The following is a 16,978-nucleotide window of genomic DNA, read 5'->3' as shown; positions in this document are numbered from 1 at the left end:
CCCCGACGCCGACGCCGACCCCCACCGAGATCGACGTCCCCGCGACGGGCAGCGGCACCTTCGTCACCGCGCAGGCCGGCGGCGAGAAGGTCGGTCGCGGTCCCCGTCCGCTCCGCTACGTGGTGAAGGTCGAGACCGGCCTCGACATCTCGCCGGACCAGGCGGCCAACGAGATCGCCGACATCCTCGCCGCCCCCCGGGGCTGGACCCACAACCCCGCCTTCGCGTTCCAGCTGGTGAGCGCGGGACAACCCCACGACCTCACGGTGCGGATCGCGACGCCGGGCACGGCGGACGCCCTGTGCTGGACGGGCATCAAGCAGGACACCCAGGGCGAGTACAACTGCGAGGTCCCCGGCGGGGTCGTGGTGAACCTCAAGCGCTGGGTCAAGGGCTCGCCGACGTTCGACGGCCCGATCCACGACTACCGGGCGCTGATCATCAACCACGAGATGGGGCACTTCCTGAACTACACGCACACCACCTGCGCGGGCCCCGGACAACCGGCCCCGGTGATGATGCAGCAGATCAAGGGCCTGCACGGATGTGTCGCCAACGCCTGGCCCTACGACAGGAACGGTCACTTCGTCACCGGCCCGCACGTGCCGTGAGCCGGCGTTACAGCTCGGTCATGATCCGGGCCAGGAGCCATCACCTGCGGACGCCAGCCTTGGACGCACGAACCCGGTGACGCCCCCTCAGGGGCGACGACCTCCCTTCTCCCCCGATCGGATGGATGAGCATGTCTGGATCCCGCACTGTCCGGAGACTGGCCGCGGCGGTGAGCCTCCTGCCGCTGCTGGCGGCCTGCGGCGCGCAGTCGGCATCGCACGCGGCGGGCGGTGGCAAGGACCCGGCCGGAGCGCGGGGACAGCTCGACGTCCCCGCGGACGCCGGCGCGGAGCTCAAGGAGCAGTACCGCCTGCAGAACGCCATCGCGGCCTGCATGAAGAAGAAGGGCTTCCCCTACACCCCCGTCGCCCCCGAGGACCCCGCGGACTCCTGGGCCACCGACGGGGCCGACTACGGCCTGACGAAGAAGTACCGGCAGAAGTACGGCTTCGGCGTCTACGCGGGCGTCGTCTACCCCGACGATCCCCAGGCGCCGGGCAGCGAGGCCGCCCGCGACGACGCGAACATCTCGCCCAACGCGGACTACGTCGCCACCCTCACCTCCGCGCAGAAGGCCGCCTGGGACAAGGCCATGGGAGGCCCCCCGGACCCGAAGACCGGTGAGAAGCAGTGGACCGGATGCGACGGGGAGGCCAACAAGGAGGTCTACGGCAACGCCTCTGCCCAGGAGCGGAGCGTCACGACCGCACAGCGGAACCAGGCGAACGCGCAGGCGCTCAACGGCGATTCCCGGCTGGTCACCCTGGCGCAGTCCTACGCCTCGTGCCTGAAGGACCACGGCATCCCCGTCACGACGACGCAGCCGACCGGCATCGGGGAGATGGTGAAGCTGCAGGCGATGACCTCCGCCGCCCCCGGCGCCATGGCCGGTGTCGCCGAGGCGAACCCCGACGGTACCTCCACGAAACCCATGGGCAAGGACGAGGCCATGCCCCTGCTCGCCAAGGACATCGACCTGGCGCTCCAGGACCTGGAATGCGGCAAGGCCTTCCGGGCCGCCTACTTCCCGAAGTTCTTCAAGGCCCCGACCAGCGGCGGCGGTGCCGGGTGAGCCAGCGTCGCAAGGTGGGCAGCCGGCCCAGGCAGCTGGGCGTCATCGTCGCCGGGGTGGGGCTGGTGGGCGCGGGCGGCTGGTTCGCCGGATCGCAGATGCAGTCGCCGGCCGACGCGGCCGCCGCCCACCGCCCGCCGAAGGCCGGACCGGTCACCGTCGCGGTGGAACGGCGGTCGCTGACCGCGAGCGTGGTGGCCCAGGGCTCGGTGGAGTTCGCCTCACCGCAGAGCCTGGCGCTGGCTGGGCCCGTCGGGTCCCCGGACTCCGGCGCCGGGGACTCCGGGGCCGGCGACGCCGCCGTCCAGCGCGTCACCAAGGCTCCGGTCGCCGGATCGGAGGTGAAGGAGGGCGACGTGCTGATGCAGGTGAGCGGCCGGCCGGTGCTGGTGCTCAGGGGATCCGTCCCGATGTACCGCACGCTCGGTCCCGGCGCCACCGGCGACGACGTCGAGCAGCTCGAACGGGCCCTGGGCCGCCTCGGGTTCGACCCGGGTGGGACCACCGGGACGTACGGGCAAGCCGACGCCGCGGCGGTGAGCCGCTGGTACAAGAGCAAGGGCTTCCGCGCCGAGGAGCCCGGATTCGCGGACAAGCAGCAGTTGGGGACGCTGGAAGCGGCCGTGACCACCGCACAGCAGGCACTCCTGGACGCACAGGACCCCGGCAGCGGCTCCGGCGCCGGTGGCGGATCCGGAAAGCTGCGGCTCAAGGCGGCACAGCAGCAGCTGGACGCGGCCAACGCCGCGCTCTCCGCCTTCGAGGCCGGCTACGGCACCAAGATCCCGGCGGGCGAGGTGGTCTTCCTGCCGGACCTGCCGGCCCGGCTGGACAAGGTGTCCTTGAAGACCGGCGACACCCCGTCCGGAACGATCGGCACCATGACCAGTTCCAAGGTCGTGGTGCAGGCCGTGGTGCCGGGCAGCGACGCCAAGCTGCTCCACAAGGGGATGACGGCCCAGGTGGAGACCCCCGACGGCACGAAGGTGCGGGGGCGGCTGGTGGCGCTCGGCGACGAGGTCCCGAAGGACGACGCGGGCGACGGCAAGGACGCGCCGGGGACGTCGGGGGGCGGCGGCGAAGCGGCGGCCCCCGTACCGGTGCAGATCTCCGTCCCGTCGGGGAAGCTGGCCAAGAACGCCAACGGGTCCGCGATGGTGACCATCGAGGTGGGTTCCTCCGACGGCGACGTGCTGACGGTGCCCATCGCCGCGCTGCACACATCGGCCGGCGGGCAGGCCAGGGTGCAGGTCGTGCGGGGCGGCAAGGTCGTGGACGTCCCCGTGAAGGCGGGCCTGTCCGCGGACGGCCAGGTGGAGGTCACCGCGTCCGGTGACGACCTCACGGCGGGCGATCCGGTGGTGGTCGGACGATGACCGGCCCCGCACTGTCGGTGGTGCCCGACGCGGACACCGTCATCCAGCTGGTCTCCGTCGGCCGGACCTTCGACTCAGAACCGCCGGTGCACGCCCTGCGGGACGTGGACCTGGCCGTCCGGCGCGGCGAGCACCTGTCGATCGTCGGCCCGTCCGGCTCCGGCAAGTCGACGCTGCTCAACACCCTGGGGCTGCTGGACCGCCCCACCTCGGGCGCGTACTGGCTCGACGGCGTGGAGACCAACACCCTCGGCGACCTCCAGCGCACCTCGCTGCGCGGCAGCCGGATCGGATTCGTCTTCCAGTCCTTCCACCTGCTGCCCTACCGGACGGTGGACGAGAACGTCATGCTCGCCGAGGCCTACCGCCGGCCGCGCCCGGGGCGCGGCCGGGCCGGCCGCCGCGCCAGGGCCGAGGAGGCACTGCGACGGGTGGGCCTGGCACACCGCACCGGCTTCCGGCCGGACCGGCTCTCCGGTGGCGAGAGGCAGCGCGTGGCGATCGCGCGGGCGCTGATGAGCGAGCCCGCGCTGCTGCTCTGCGACGAACCCACCGGCAACCTCGACAGCGAGAACACCGCGTCGGTGCTGGACCTCTTCGACCAGCTCAGCGAGCAGGGCATGACCCTGGTCGTGATCACCCACGAGGAGACGGTCAGCGCGCGGGCCGACCGCCGGGTGCGGATCAGCGACGGACGCCTCACCGAGGAGGACCGATGAGGACCCGGGTACGCGTCCCGGCCCCGGCCGCTCCGCCGATCGCCGGGCCGCCCCCCGGCGGACGGCACACCGCCCGCCGGGGCCGGGCCCGGCGCCGCGGCAGGTCCAGGGGCATCGAGCACCCCTGGATGGACTTCCGGGACCTGTGGACCGAGGCGCTGGCGGGGGTGCTCGCCCGTCCCATGCGTTCCGCCCTGACCACCCTGGGCACCGTCCTCGGCATCACCACCCTGGTCATCACCATCGGGGTCTCGTCCACGGCGGGCAACCAGATCGTCGGCCGGTTCGACGCACTCACCGCCACCTCGGTCACGGTGGTCGTGCCCGCGCCGCCGCCGTCGGCCGACCCCGTCCCGCTCGTGGACTGGTCGGGCGTCGAAGCCGTCCGGCGGCTGGCCGGGGTCGACTCGGTGGCGGCCATCGCCGAATCCCAGGCGACCGCGAGCGTCCAGGTACGGGCGAACGACGTGGTGGCACCCGGGGAGGTCACCGGCCAGACCATGGCGGTCGTCGCGGCGTCCCCGACGCTGCCCGCCGCGGTGCGCGGCACGATGACCGCCGGACGCTTCTTCGACGACGGGGACGTCGCCCGGCACGGCCGGGTGGCGGTGATCGGCGACCAGGCCGCACGGCTGCTCGGCATCGGCTCGGTCAAGGACTCGCCCGCCGTCTTCCTCAAGGGCCAGGCCTTCACCGTCATCGGGATCCTCGGCGGAGCCGAACGGGAACAGCAGCTCGCCACCGCCGTGATCCTGCCGCCCACGACGGCGCAGGACCAGCTCGGCCTCGGAGTGGTCACCCGGGTACTGATCAACACCGCGCTCGGCGCCGCGAACCAGGTGGCCCACCAGGCACCCATCGCGCTGGCCCCCGGAGCCGAGGGCGCGCTCGCCGTCACGGCACCGCCCGACCCGGCCAAGGCACGCAAGGGAGTACAGGGCGACGTCAACGGCCTGTTCCTGGTCCTCGGACTGGTCTCGCTGGTGGTCGGGGCCATCGGCATCGCCAACGTGACGCTGGTGACGGTCATCGAACGGATCGGGGAGATCGGACTGCGCCGCGCCCTCGGCGCCTCGCGACGCCAGGTCGCCGGCCAGTTCCTGCTGGAGTCGACGACCATAGGACTCCTCGGCGGCGTCGTCGGCGCCGCCCTGGGCATGGTCGTCGTGGTGGCCGTCTCCGCCGTCCGGGACTGGACCCCGGTCCTCGACGTCCGGCTCGCCTTCGGCGCCCCGGTCGCCGGAGCCCTCGTCGGACTCCTGGCCGGTCTCTACCCCTCCCTGCGGGCCTCCCGCATGGAGCCCGTCGACGCCCTGCGGTCCTGAGGCGGGTGGTCGTGGTGGGACGGCCGTGGCGTGAGCGCGCGCTGATACACGGTTGATGCATGGCCGAGCGCCACCGGACACCGCCGGGGCGTCCGCCTCGCGCATGATGGGAGTCCCCGTACCTGCGTCCGATGGGAAGAGAGTGTCGGTTCTGGTGACAGAGGGGGCCGCCCCGGCGCCCGTGGCGGTCCTGCTCGTCGAGGACGACGAGGTGATCCGCAGATCGGTCACCATGGCGCTGGAGCGCTACGGCTACCGCGTGACGTCGGCGGGTGACGGCCTGACCGGGCTCGAACTGTTCCGGGAGGGCCGCCACGACCTGCTGCTGCTCGACGTGATGCTGCCGGGCCTGGACGGGATCGGGCTGTGCCGCAGGGTCAGGGAGACCAGCATGGACCCGATCCTGATGATGTCCGCGCGCGGCGACGCACTGGACGTCGTCTCCGGCCTGGAGGCGGGCGCCGACGACTACGTGGTCAAACCCGTGGACACCGCGGTGCTGGTGGCCCGGATCCGCTCGCTGCTGCGCCGGGCGACCTTCACCCCCGGCTCCGCCCCCGCAGTGGTCCCGCCCCCGGCGGACCCGGTGGGGCGGCCGCAGGACCCCGCCCGGCTCGTCTTCGGTGACCTGACGATCGACACCGCCGGTCTTGAGGTGTTCCGGGCGGGCGCACCCGTCGCGCTCGCCCCCACCGAATTGCGGCTGCTCCTGGAGTTCGCCGCGAACCCCGGCGTCGTGCTGGACCGGAACACCCTGCTGCGCAACGTGTGGGACTACGGCTGGGACGGCGACAGCCGTGTGGTGGACCTCTGCGTCCAGCGGCTGCGGAAGAAGATCGGGGCCGACCGGATCGAGACGGTCCGCGGCTTCGGCTACAAGCTGCGGCGCTGAGGTGGACACCGTACGGGACCTGCTCAACTGGCGTTCGCTGCGCTGGAGGATCGCCCTCCTCGTGGCCGTGGCCTGCTGCGCGATCGCGCTGACCGTGGGGGTGCTGGTCCACCGCAGCACCCTGGAGCGGTCGATGAACGACGGCGGCGCGAAAGCCACCGCCCAGCTGGACCGGGCCCTGGAGGACTACGCGCGCGACGGCGTGCCGCCCCAAGGGCTGGAGACGTCGCCCGCCGCGATGCCCGCCGGACTGCTGGACCGGCTGCGGCACGGGCAGGGGCCGAGCACCGGGCACGCCACCTGGTACGACGGCGACGGTCCCGGGGACCACCCGGAGATGTGGGCGGCGCGGATGTACGGGGGCGGCCCGGTGGCGATGAGCACCGACATGACGTCCGACCTGCTCACCCGGCGCGCCCTGGACCGGCACATGTGGAAGTACTCCCTGGCCGCGCTGGCCGTCGTCGTACCGCTCACGGCGCTCGCGGCCGAGCTGCCCAACCGCAGGCTGCGGCGCGTGGCACGGACCGCGCGCCGGATCGCGGCCGGTGACCTGGCCGCGAGGACCGCGGACGGCCGCGGCGGCCGCAGCGGCGACGAGATCACCGAGATCTCGGCCACCGTCGACTCGATGGCCGACAGCCTGCTCGGGCGGCTGACGGCCGAGCAGCGCTTCACCGCCGACGTCGCCCACGAACTGCGCACCCCGCTGATGGGCCTGGTCACCGCGAGCGGGCTGCTGCCCGACGGGGAGGCCACCGACCTGGTCCGGGACCGGGTGGGGGTGTTGCGCGACCTGGTGGAGGACCTGCTGGAGATCTCCCGGCTCGACGCCGGCGCCGAGCGGGCCGAACTCAGACCCGTCCCGCTCACCGAGGTCGTCGAGGACGCGCTGGCCCGCACCGGGCTGCGGACACGGTTCGCCTCCGACGGCACCGCGTACGCACGGACCGACCCGCGCCGGGTCGACCGGATCGTGGCCAACCTCGTCGTCAACGCCCACCGGCACGGCGGCGCGCCCGTCGAGGTCGCGGTGGCGGGGACCACGGTGACCGTACGGGACCACGGCCCCGGATTCCCGCGCGAGCTGCTCGCGGACGGGCCCCAGCGGTTCCGCACCGGGGCCTCGGAGCGCGGTCGGGGCCACGGCCTCGGGCTGACGATCGCGCTCGGCCAGGCCCGGGTCATCGGCGCGTCGCTGTCCTTCGCCAACGCGCCCGACGGCGGGGCCCTCGCCACGCTCCGGTTGCCCGCGGCCGACTGAGGCGCGGCGCGCGGCCGGACGGCGTCGATACACGACGGATGACCGGTCGAGCGGTGGCGGAGGCACGGTCACGGCCGGGCGGACACCAGCGCGTTCCACGGTGGGCGGTGTGCGTGAGAGCCACGCCGTGATCCCGTGGAGGTGCCCGTCCATGCGCCCAGTCCCCGAACCCCGCGAACGTGACACCGGTGGACCGTGGTCCGCGGCGGGCCGGTCGCTCCGCGCACGGCGTATCCCCGTGCCCATCGTGGCAGGCGCGGCTGCCCTGGTCACCCTGATCGTGCTGGGCGCGCTGGTCGTCGCCACGGGCGACGACGGCGACGGAGGCGACGGGTCCCGGACGGGCGGTCTCCTCGGCCGGCGGCCGGAGCACCGCCCCACGGTGTCGTTGCCCTGGCCGCACGAGGGGCAGGCGAGCGTGCTGGTCGAAGGGCTCGGCGACGGAGGTGACCTGGGGGACCGTGGCGCGCAGAACCCGGTGCCCATCGCCAGTGTCGCCAAGGTGATGACCGCGTACGTGATCCTGCGCGACCATCCGCTGCGCGAGGGCGCGACCGGCCCCCGGGTCACCGTCGACCGGCAGGCCGCGGACGAGTCCGTGTCCGGCGTGGAGTCCAGCGTGCCGCTCAGGCAGGGGCAGCGGCTGGGCGAACGGCAGCTGCTGGAGCTGATGCTGATCCCCTCCGGCAACAACGTCGCCCGGCTGCTGGCCCGTTGGGACGCGGGAACGCAGGAGGCCTTCGTCGCCAAGATGAACCGGGCCGCCGACCACCTCGGCATGGACCGGACCACCTACACCGGGGCCAGTGGCATCGAGGCCACCACCACCAGCACCTCCGGCGACCAGCTGAAGCTGGCCCGGCAGGTCATGCGCGACCCGGTGTTCGCAGCCGTCGTCGCCCTGCCCGGCACCACCGTCCCCGGAGTGCCCGGCACCATCCTCAACACCAACACCCTGCTCGGCACGTCCGGCGTGATCGGGCTCAAGACCGGCTCCAGCACCCCCGCGGGCGGCGCCCTGATGTGGGCGGCCACCGCAACCGACCGCCGCGGACGCGGCCATCTCGCCCTCGGCGTCGTCCTCCACCAGCGTCCCGGCACGAGCCCGCAGGAGGGCCTGAACGCCGTCCTGGGCACCAGCCACACCCTGGTGGAGGGCGTACGGCGATGGGTAGCCGGGACGGACCCCGCGTCCGCGGCCGGTGCCCGGTCCGGGGACCGGTGAGCCGGCCGTGACCACTCTCCTCCGCGTACCCGGCGCTCCGCCGGAACCCGAGCCCGCGCGCGGACGACGGCCGGACAGGTGCCCCGGCATGTGGCGACGAGGACGCGTCGCCGCCGCCCTCGCGGCGTCGGCCGCCCTCGTCATGAAGGGCCACACCCACGTCCCCAATGGGCCCGGCCACCTCGGCAGCCTCGTCGAGACCTTCCTGCCCTGGACCGGCCTGGCCGTACCGCTCCTGCTGCTGTGCGCGCTGCTGCGGCGCTCCGCGACCGCCGCCGTGGCCGTCCTGCTGCCCGCCGTCGTCTGGTGCTCGCTCTTCGGCGGGGCACTGGCCGACAAACGGGCGGCCGGCGGCGACCTGACCGTCGTCACGCACAACGCCAACGAGCAGAACCCGGACCCGGCGCGCACCGCCCGTGCCCTGGCGGCCTCCGGCGCCGACCTGGTGGCCATCGAGGAAGTGGGCGACAACGCGCCGGCGTACGGCACCGCGCTGGGCACCGCGTACCCCTTCCACTCGGTGCAGGGCACGGTCGGCCTGTGGAGCCGCTACCCGCTCTCCGGCACCCGGACGGTCGACATCGCGCCCTGGCCGCGTGCCCTGCGTGCCACCGTCCGCACCCCCAAGGGGCCCGTCGCCGTCTACGTCGCCCACCTGCTGTCCGTCCGGTTCAGCCCCGTGTACGGCTTCGGTACGGCCGGACGCGACGCCGCCGCGCGCGCTCTGGCCGACGCCCTGCGCGCCGAACCCCTGCCCCGCACCCTGGTCATGGGCGACTTCAACGGCACCACGGACGACCGGGCCCTGTCCGCGGTCACGTCCCACCTACGTTCGGCCCAGGCCGAGTCGGGTGCCGGGTTCGGGCTGACCTGGCCCGCGTCCTTCCCCGTGGCCCGGATCGACCACATCCTGGTGCGCGGTATGGAACCGCGGTCGGCCTGGACCCTCCCGGCCACGGGCAGCGATCACCTGCCGGTGGCGGCATCGGTCCGTCTGTAGGCGGGCAGGTCCACCTCCGCCCACACGACCTTGCCGCCGCCCGGCACCGGCCGGCAGCCCCATCGGCGGGACAACTGGGCCACCAGGTAGAGGCCACGGCCGTGGTCGTCCAGGGACCGTGCGCGACGCCGCCGCGGGAAGCACCCGTCGGCGTCGGACACCTCGCAAGTGAGGACCTGATGCCGGATCAGGCGCAGCACGACCGGGCCGGCGCCGTGACGCAGCGCGTTGGTGACCAGTTCGCTGACGATGAGCCTCGCCGGGTCCTCGAGCCCGTCCAGGCCCCACGCGGTCAGTTGACGGGCCGTCATGTCCCGGGCCTGGCGGGCGGCGGTCCGGTCACCGGGCAGAGTGAAGGAGGCGACCTGGTCCGGGGCGAGGGAGCGGGTCCGGACCAGGAGCAGGGAGACGTCGTCGGACGCGGCCCGGCCCCGGAGGGCCTCCGTGGCGAGACCGCACAGGTCCTCCAGGGACCGGCCCGGCCGGGCGAGGGCGGTGCCCAGGCGGCGCATGCCCTCCTCGATGTCGTGGTCCCGGTTCTCGACCAGGCCGTCGGTGTACAGGGCGATGAGGCTCCCCTCGGGCAGCTCCACCTCCACGGCCTCGAACGGGTCTCCCAGCCCGATGCCCAGCGGGGCCCCGGTGGGCAGGTCGGGGAAGGTGACCCGGCCCTGCGGGTCGACGATGACGGGCGGGGGGTGACCGGCCCCCGCCATGGTGCAGCGGCGGGTGGCGGGGTCGTAGACGGCGTACAGACAGGTGGCGCCCATGACGGCGGGGGCCGCGTGGTCGTCACCCTCGGCCAGCCGCTGGAGGGTGTCGTCGAGGCGGGTCAGCAGTTCGTCGGGGGGCAGCTCCATGTCGGCGAGGGTGTGGACGGCGGTGCGGAGCCTGCCCATGGTCGCTGCGGCGTGCAGACCGTGCCCGACGACGTCGCCGACGACGAGGGCGACCCGGGCGCCCGACAGGGGGATCACGTCGAACCAGTCGCCGCCGACGCAGTGGTCCACGTCGGCGGGCAGGTAGCGCGATGCCGTCTCGACCGCTGCTCCGCCCTTCAACTGGCGGGGGAGCAGGGTGCGTTGGAGGGTGAGGGCCGCGGTGTGCTCGCGGGCGTACTGGCGGGCGTTGTCCAGCGACAGTGCGGCGCGGCCGACGAGCTCTTCGGCCAGCAGCAGGTCGACGTCCTGGAACGGCGACTCGTTCTCGGTGCGGACGAACAACACCGTTCCCAGCAGCGTGCGCCTCGCCCGGATGGGCACGATCATGATCGAGTGCACACCGTTGCCGCGGAGCCGGTGCGCCAGCTCCGGCGCGGTGTCGAGCCACGTGCCGGGAGCGGTGTCGAGCGTCGCCTCCAGGCGGGACCTGCCGGTACGCAGCACGTCGGTGAGGGGCGAGACCAGGGGCACACCGATCGGTTCGCCGCGCAGCCACGGGGACTCGGGGACCCCGGGGTGGATCGAAGCGAGCCCGGCACGCCGGAAACCGGGCAGGCGCCTGCCCTCGGCGCCGACCCGAACCGGAGGGCCCTCGCCGAACGAGACCGACAGCTCCAGGTCCACGGCGGCGTAGTCGGCGAGCAGGGGCACGGCGAGGTCGGCCAGCTCCTGGCCGGCCTGCATCACGTCCAGGGTGCTCCCGAGCCGCGCACCGGCCTCGCCGAGGACGGCGAGGCGCTGGTGAGCCCGCCGGCCCTCGACGACGTCCGCGCTGATGACGCACACCCCCAGTGCCTGGTCGTCCGCGTCCAGGAGGCACTGGCAGGACACCGCGAACGGCCGCTCCCGGCCCGGAGCCGTCGGTTGCCAGGTGCGGTACTCGTGGACCCTGGAGGTACCGCTCTGCAGCACCTGCCGCATCAGCGCCTCGATGGCCCGCGCCTCGGCGCCGGAGCGGATGTCGGGGAACCGGCGCCCGAGGCGCCGGTCACGGGGGAGGCCGTCGTGGCTCTCCATCGTGTCGTTCACACCGGTGCACCGCAGTTGCCGATCACGGATGATGACGCCGATCGGCGCGCGGGTCAGCAGCGATGCCCGCACCGACTCGTTGATGGAGCCGGCGGACGACGTGCCGGCATTGACCAGGGAGGCGAGCCATTGCGGCTCGCCGTCATGCCCCTGCACCTTCGAGATCCGCAGCGTGGTGTCGACCACGCGGCCGTCCCGGTGGCGCACCGCCGTCACGCCCGGCCAGCCGTTCCGGGCGCGGCACTGCTCGACGAAGGCCGACATCGACAGCGCCGACCCGTACGACGGCAGCACGTGGGCGGCTGACCGGCCCACCATGTCGCCCGCGGAGAATCCGACGAGCTGCCGGGCGGCCTGCGTCCATCCGAGCACGGTTCCCCGCTCGTCGAGCAGGGCGATGGCGGTGTCGGATATCTCGGCCGTGTTCAGCTGTTTGCCAAGTGACATGTCGGGGCTGAGTGTGGTCGCCAAGTGGCTGCCCTCGGATGGATGGGGGATGGGTGCGACAGGGGCTCGGAGCTTCTTTGCCCCAGTTTGAAATGTTGACCGGGCAACCATCCGTTTTGTGACAGCCTGGCGTGGGCAGCGCTGTGACCTGTGGTTCTTTCGCAGAAGGTTGCTGGAGGCAATGTGTTCTCCCGGATAGTGGATCCACGCCGGTGTGCCCCTCTGGCTCTGGTCACGGGTCCTGCGCGTCCCTTCGTGGACGCCGTCGCTGGTTGCGTCGTGACCGGCGCATCCCGCGCAGACGGAGGGCGAGGATCAGGGCCGAAACGCCGAACAGGACGGCGGTGACGGCCAGCCACCGGCCGAGGTAGAGCGTCGGTGAGTCCCGTGGCGCCCGGGTAGGGGGCGGGCAGGCGGAGGATCAGGGGGAACCAGACCAGGAGGAGCACGCCGGACAGGAAGGCGGGCACGCGGAGGTGGTTGATCCACGCCGGTCCCGGCATGGCCCGGGCCCGGTGCCGCAGTACCGAGCGGGCCGAGAGGTCGGCGAGGGAGTACAGCGGCAGCAGGATCAGGTCGTGCAGGACCGCCGCTCCCACCAGCCAGATCGCGACCCCCACGGGCCGGACGGCGAACAGGCGTACGCAGGCGTAGCCGGTGACGGCCAGCGAGCAGACCAGGACGAGCAGGTGCAGGGGGTTGGCGCCGTACCAGCGCAGGTAGCGGGCCATGGTCAGGTCCGGAAGGTGAGTCGGTGCACCCACTTGGTGTTGTTGACCCCGGGGTTGGCCGGCACGATGACGCGCGCCGGGTAGCCGTGGTCCATGGACAGGTCCGCTCCGTTGACCCGCAGGGCGAGCAGGGCCCTCGGGTCGTGGATCTGGTTCCCGCGGAGCATCACCGAGCGGTACGGCCCCGAGGGCTGGACGGACTCGACCAGCACGCTCCCGGCGTTGGGCAGACCGCTCAACGCCGCGAGGTCGGCGAGCCGCAGACCCTCCCAGCGCTGGTCGGTGGTGGACCAGCCCTCCACACAGGCGATGGGCAGGGCCGCGCTGTGCCGTGGCATCGCGCTCAACTGCTCGAGGGAGAGGACCAGGGGCCGTCCGACGCCGTGCACCTCGAGCCGCCAGGAGGGGCCGACGAGCTCCGGGGTCACGCCGACGGACGCCGCCGTCTTGTTGATCTGGAAGGCGCTGGATCCGCTGCCCGGGTCGCGATCGTGTGGGGCGAGCAGCGCCGTGCCACGCAGCCGCCCGCCGATGCTCTGCCCGGCCGTGACCGCCAGCAGCAGGAGCGATCCGGCGCCGACCATTCCCACGGCGCCCCGCCGGCTCATGGTGGCGGCCGCGGGTGCGACCGGCACCAGGCCGTCCGCATCGGGAGGTTCGGGCCGGGTGCCGGCGACGCCGATGCGCAGTTCCCGGAGGGGATCGCGACTGCGCAGGGCGCGCGTCATCCGGCGGAGCCTCAGGCTCACGTGGACGGCGAAGGCGGCGATGAACACCCAGGCGCCGTAGAAGTGCAGGGTGTAGAAGGAGCCGGGGAAGACGTAGAACAACTGGACGTTGAAGATCCCGGTCACGAACTCGAAGATGACGCCGCCCACCAGGAGGAGCAGGGACAGCCGTTCGAGCGCCTGGCCGACCGATCGCAGCGGCGGCCATGCGAAGAGCTTGGGGATGACCGACCACAACTTGGCCAGCACCACCGGCACGAGAGCGACGCCGAGCGTCACGTGGACGCCCTGGGTCAGCCGGTACAGCCAGTAGGGGCGGGTGGGCCAGTCGAAGAGGTAGAAGCCCAGCAGCCCCTTGTCCGGGGTCTGGTCGTTGAGCGGGCCCAGATCCGGGTTGTACGCGGCGTACGAGAGCGCGCCGGTCACGAACACCACCGGGATGCCGAACAGCAGCACCAGACCGAAGACCGACGTCAGCCACGGCCCCCGGATCGGGCTGCGCCAGAACTCCGGACGGAAGGGCCCCGGAGGTCCGGCCGCCGCCGCGCGTCGTGCGACGTCCCTCGTGCGTTCGACCGCCGTTGCGGTGAACTCCCTGAGCGGCCGTCGTGGAGGCGCCTGGGGCTCCTCGGGGCGACCCGGAGGTCCGCCCGAACCGGCCTGCGACGGCTGATCGTGGTCGCGCATCGACTGACCCTCCGCTGTCAGGGCGCGTGCCGGAGGGCAACGGCCGTGATCTCGCCCCCACACATAGCCTGACCTCGGCCGTCTGGCGTCCCGCCACCACCGGGGACCGCGAGATTCCAGCCGAAGAGGCGTGCGCTCTGCGTAGGCGGGCGTCCGGGCGCCTCGCGTCGGCGGGCCCTGCCACCGGGAGCGGACGTCCCTGTTCCGTAAGGGGTCGGGACGTTCCGCGGCGGCCTTGCGGCGGCTGTGATGGGAGGCATGAGATCGCGCTTGTTTCCGCCGGTGTTCACCGGCAGCCTCCATGATGCCCGCACGGCGACCTCGATCGGACGCTGGCTCGGACTCGCCTTCCTCGTGTGCTTCGTCACCGGCCTGATCAGCCACGTGCTGCAGCATCCGCCCATGTCGCCGGCCGGTGGTCTGCCGACCCGCCCGGTGTGGGGGTACCGGCTGACGCAGGGGCTGCACGTCGCCTCGGGTGTCGCGGCGGTACCGCTGCTGCTGGCGAAGTTGTGGACGGTCTACCCGCGGCTGTTCTCCTGGCCGCCGGTGCGGTCGGTGCGGCACGCCCTGGAGCGGGTGTCGGTGGCGGCGCTGGTGGCGGCGGCCGTGTTCGAAGTCGCCACCGGGCTGCTGAACACCGCGCAGTGGTATCCGTGGCCGTTCTCGTTCGTGCCGGTGCACTACGCAGTGGCCTGGCTGCTCACCGGATCGCTCGTGCTGCATGTCGCCGTCAAGGCTCCGGAGATCCGCGCCCACTGGAGGCGGCGGTCGCCGGGAACCCTGGCGCTGCCCCAGGCGGACGGTGCCGACCGGCGCTCGCTGCTTGCCGCCGTGGCGGCGGCGGTCGGCACGGTCACCGTGACCACGGTGGGACAGTCCTTCACCCCGCTCAAGGGCCTCATCCTGCTGGCCCCGCGGCATCCGGACCACGGGCCGAACGGCCTGCCGGTCAACCGCACCGCCGCCGCGGCCGGAGTCGGGCTGATCGTGGCCGACCGCTATCGCCTGACGGTGGCCGGGCCGCGGCCGCGCACGCTGACACTGGATGAGCTGAGGGACCTCCCGCAGTACGAGGCGGAGCTGCCGATCGCCTGTGTGGAGGGCTGGAGCAAGACCGCGCACTGGACGGGGGTGCGGGTCATGGACCTCCTGGACCTCGTGGGGGCCCCACCCCACGCCCGGGTACGGGCGGTGTCCCTGCAGACCCGGGGCGGCTACCGGGTCTCCGAGATGGGGCACGAGTACGCCCGCGACCCGTTGACCCTGCTCGCCCTGCGCCTCAACGGCGAGGAACTCAGCCCCGACCACGGCTACCCGGCGCGTCTGATCGCCCCGAACAGGCCCGGTGTGCTGCAGACCAAGTGGGTCGGCCGGCTGGAGGTGCTGTCGTGAGGACGAGCGTGACGCGGCGGCTCACGGGCGCGGCCGGTCTGGTGCTGGTGGGAGTGGGCGCCTACCAGCTGCTGGGGGTGGGCGACCTGACGGGCGTTCTGATCTGGCTGGGCGGCGCGGTGGTGCTGCACGACGTGCTCATCGCGCCGCTGGTGCTGCTCATCGGGTCGGTGCTGGTCCGCGGGGGCGTGCGCGGCCCCGTCCGCGGCGCACTGATCGTCGCGGGCGCTGTGACGGCGGTCGCCCTGCCGGTGATGCTGCGCCCGGGGAAGCCGGCCAACTCCTCGGTCCTGCCGCTGGACTACCCGCGCAACTGGCTGCTCACGCTGGCGGCGGTGGCGGTGGTCGCGGCCCTCGTGCTCGTCGTGCGGGGTGCCCGCCGCGGCCGTCGGCCAAGACGTGCAGCGGGAAGGCTTACGAACCGCTGACGTGTCGGCGTCGTACGGTCGCCGGCCGGGTCGGTGGCCGTACGGTCGGGACATGTTGATCCTGGTCACCGGAGGTGCGGGCTTCATCGGCTCGCACGTCGTCACCGCCCTCACCGGCGCCGGGCACGAGGTACGCGTGCTCGACGCCTTGCTGCCCGCCGCGCACCGCACGCCCCCGCCGGTTCCCGACGGGGTGGACTGGAGGCACGCGGACGTCCGTGACGCGGCGGAGGTGTCCGAGGCCCTGCGGGGCGTCGATGCCGTCTGCCATCAGGCGGCGATGGTCGGCCTCGGCAAGGACTTCGCCGACGCACCCGCCTACGTGGGCTGCAACGACCTGGGTACCGCGGTGCTCCTGGCCTGCATGGCCGGGGCGGGAGTGAGGTCTTTGCTGCTGGCGAGTTCGATGGTGGTCTACGGCGAGGGACGGTACGAGTGCCCGTCGCACGGTGTCGTGGGTCCGGGACCGCGCGAGGTGGCCGACTTGCGGGCGGGACGCTTCGAACCTCCCTGTCCGAAGTGCGGCGAACCGCTGGCGTCCGGGCTGGTGGGCGAGGACGCCCCGCTCGACCCCCGCAACGTGTACGCCGCCACCAAGCTGACGCAGGAGCACCTCGCCTCCGCCTGGGCGCGCGCGGTGGGCGGACGGGTGATCGCGTTGCGGTACCACAACGTGTACGGGCCGGGGATGCCGCGTGACACCCCGTACGCCGGGGTCGCGTCGCTGTTCCGGTCCGCGCTGGAGCGCGGTGAGGCACCACGTGTGTTCGAGGACGGCGGCCAGCGTCGTGACTTCGTCCACGTACGGGACGTGGCCGGGGCCAACCTCGCGGCCCTGGACGGGCTGCCCGGTCTGCCGGAGGGGACCGCGAGGCCGTACAACGTCGGCAGCGGCGAGCCCCACACGGTGGGGGAGATGGCCGCCGCCCTGGCCGGGGCGCACGGAACGCGGGTGCCGGTGGTCACGGGCGAGTACCGGCTCGGCGACGTCCGCCACATCACCGCCTCCTCGCGCAGGCTGCGTGAAGAACTGGGCTGGAAGCCGCGGGTGGCCTTCGCGGAGGGGATGGCGGAGTTCGCGACGGCCCCGCTGCGAAGCGGCTGACC

The 16,978-nt window shown here is 73.2% G+C and carries 14 protein-coding genes and 1 pseudogene; 12 read left to right on the top strand and 3 right to left on the bottom strand.

Annotation, left to right across the window (positions count from 1 at the left end; genetic code table 11):
• From PV350_RS20970 to PV350_RS20930, 9 genes are all read left to right on the top strand, one after another.
• The coding region (locus tag PV350_RS20970) for a DUF3152 domain-containing protein (protein ID WP_500335327.1) at positions 1–611 on the top strand (611 nt) is incomplete at its 5' end.
• A 170-nt stretch (positions 612–781) separates the two neighbouring features.
• Positions 782–1,684, top strand: coding sequence for a hypothetical protein (locus tag PV350_RS20965; protein WP_500335325.1), 903 nt, complete (start codon positions 782–784; stop codon positions 1,682–1,684).
• On the top strand, positions 1,681–3,060 hold the full coding sequence (locus PV350_RS20960) for a peptidoglycan-binding protein (RefSeq protein WP_500335323.1): 1,380 nt from the start codon (positions 1,681–1,683) through the stop codon (positions 3,058–3,060). The genes PV350_RS20965 and PV350_RS20960 overlap by 4 nt, the downstream gene beginning before the upstream one ends.
• Positions 3,057–3,779, top strand: coding sequence for an ABC transporter ATP-binding protein (locus tag PV350_RS20955; RefSeq protein WP_499509851.1), 723 nt, complete (start codon positions 3,057–3,059; stop codon positions 3,777–3,779). The genes PV350_RS20960 and PV350_RS20955 overlap by 4 nt, the downstream gene beginning before the upstream one ends.
• A complete protein-coding gene (locus tag PV350_RS20950) occupies positions 3,776–5,104 on the top strand; it encodes an ABC transporter permease (protein ID WP_500335320.1) in 1,329 nt (442 codons plus the stop codon). The genes PV350_RS20955 and PV350_RS20950 overlap by 4 nt, the downstream gene beginning before the upstream one ends.
• A gap of 106 nt (positions 5,105–5,210) precedes the next feature.
• Complete coding sequence (gene cseB / locus PV350_RS20945; RefSeq protein WP_499516728.1) at positions 5,211–5,996, top strand: two-component system response regulator CseB; 786 nt, start codon at positions 5,211–5,213, stop codon at positions 5,994–5,996.
• A gap of 1 nt (position 5,997) precedes the next feature.
• On the top strand, positions 5,998–7,260 hold the full coding sequence (locus tag PV350_RS20940; RefSeq protein WP_499509849.1) for an ATP-binding protein: 1,263 nt from the start codon (positions 5,998–6,000) through the stop codon (positions 7,258–7,260).
• Positions 7,261–7,411: 151 nt separating this feature from the next.
• The gene (locus PV350_RS20935; RefSeq protein ID WP_499509848.1) at positions 7,412–8,485 is read left to right on the top strand and encodes a D-alanyl-D-alanine carboxypeptidase family protein; all 1,074 of its coding nucleotides are present in this window, start codon (positions 7,412–7,414) and stop codon (positions 8,483–8,485) included.
• Between the two features lie 88 nt (positions 8,486–8,573).
• The gene (locus PV350_RS20930) at positions 8,574–9,485 is read left to right on the top strand and encodes an endonuclease/exonuclease/phosphatase family protein (RefSeq protein WP_500335317.1); all 912 of its coding nucleotides are present in this window, start codon (positions 8,574–8,576) and stop codon (positions 9,483–9,485) included.
• Here the strand turns inward: PV350_RS20930 and PV350_RS20925 are convergent.
• The 3 genes and pseudogenes from PV350_RS20925 to PV350_RS20915 all read right to left on the bottom strand — a co-directional run bounded on the left by PV350_RS20925 (position 9,452) and on the right by PV350_RS20915 (position 14,048).
• Positions 9,452–11,902: a SpoIIE family protein phosphatase gene (locus PV350_RS20925; protein WP_500335315.1), complete on the bottom strand. Its 2,451-nt coding sequence runs from the start codon at positions 11,900–11,902 to the stop codon at positions 9,452–9,454. The genes PV350_RS20930 and PV350_RS20925 overlap by 34 nt on opposite strands.
• Before the next feature lie 232 nt (positions 11,903–12,134).
• Positions 12,135–12,633 (bottom strand): annotated as a pseudogene (locus PV350_RS20920) (hypothetical protein).
• Between the two features lie 2 nt (positions 12,634–12,635).
• Complete coding sequence (locus tag PV350_RS20915) at positions 12,636–14,048, bottom strand: molybdopterin-dependent oxidoreductase (RefSeq protein ID WP_500335314.1); 1,413 nt, start codon at positions 14,046–14,048, stop codon at positions 12,636–12,638.
• Between the two features lie 258 nt (positions 14,049–14,306).
• Between PV350_RS20915 and PV350_RS20910 the strand changes: the two genes are divergently transcribed.
• Genes PV350_RS20910 through PV350_RS20900 form a run of 3 tightly spaced genes read left to right on the top strand, consistent with a single transcriptional unit; the run spans position 14,307 to position 16,976 of the window.
• Complete coding sequence (locus PV350_RS20910; protein ID WP_500335312.1) at positions 14,307–15,443, top strand: molybdopterin-dependent oxidoreductase; 1,137 nt, start codon at positions 14,307–14,309, stop codon at positions 15,441–15,443.
• Complete coding sequence (locus PV350_RS20905; RefSeq protein WP_499509843.1) at positions 15,440–15,871, top strand: hypothetical protein; 432 nt, start codon at positions 15,440–15,442, stop codon at positions 15,869–15,871. The genes PV350_RS20910 and PV350_RS20905 overlap by 4 nt, the downstream gene beginning before the upstream one ends.
• 52 nt (positions 15,872–15,923) lie before the next feature.
• Positions 15,924–16,976 carry an NAD-dependent epimerase/dehydratase family protein gene (locus tag PV350_RS20900; protein WP_499509842.1) on the top strand — a complete coding sequence of 351 codons (1,053 nt, stop codon included), beginning with the start codon at positions 15,924–15,926 and terminating at the stop codon, positions 16,974–16,976.
• Positions 16,977–16,978: the final 2 nt, after the last annotated feature.

It is taken from the genome of Streptomyces sp. PA03-6a (assembly GCF_033792765.1).
GTDB lineage: Bacteria > Actinomycetota > Actinomycetes > Streptomycetales > Streptomycetaceae > Actinacidiphila.
The sequence above is the reverse complement of the archived record's forward strand: the minus strand, read 5'-3'. Positions and strand labels throughout refer to the sequence as shown.

Excerpts from the sequence above, each read along its gene's own strand:
- PV350_RS20955 (WP_499509851.1), top strand. The coding sequence starts at position 3,057 with ATGACCGGCCCCGCACTGTCGGTGGTGCCCGACGCGGACACCGTCATC.
- PV350_RS20950 (WP_500335320.1), top strand. The coding sequence starts at position 3,776 with ATGAGGACCCGGGTACGCGTCCCGGCCCCGGCCGCTCCGCCGATCGCC.
- cseB (WP_499516728.1), top strand. The coding sequence starts at position 5,211 with ATGGGAGTCCCCGTACCTGCGTCCGATGGGAAGAGAGTGTCGGTTCTG.
- PV350_RS20935 (WP_499509848.1), top strand. The coding sequence starts at position 7,412 with ATGCGCCCAGTCCCCGAACCCCGCGAACGTGACACCGGTGGACCGTGG.
- PV350_RS20930 (WP_500335317.1), top strand. The coding sequence starts at position 8,574 with ATGTGGCGACGAGGACGCGTCGCCGCCGCCCTCGCGGCGTCGGCCGCC.
- PV350_RS20925 (WP_500335315.1), bottom strand. The coding sequence starts at position 11,902 with ATGTCACTTGGCAAACAGCTGAACACGGCCGAGATATCCGACACCGCC.
- PV350_RS20915 (WP_500335314.1), bottom strand. The coding sequence starts at position 14,048 with ATGCGCGACCACGATCAGCCGTCGCAGGCCGGTTCGGGCGGACCTCCG.
- PV350_RS20910 (WP_500335312.1), top strand. The coding sequence starts at position 14,307 with ATGAGATCGCGCTTGTTTCCGCCGGTGTTCACCGGCAGCCTCCATGAT.
- PV350_RS20900 (WP_499509842.1), top strand. The coding sequence starts at position 15,924 with ATGTTGATCCTGGTCACCGGAGGTGCGGGCTTCATCGGCTCGCACGTC.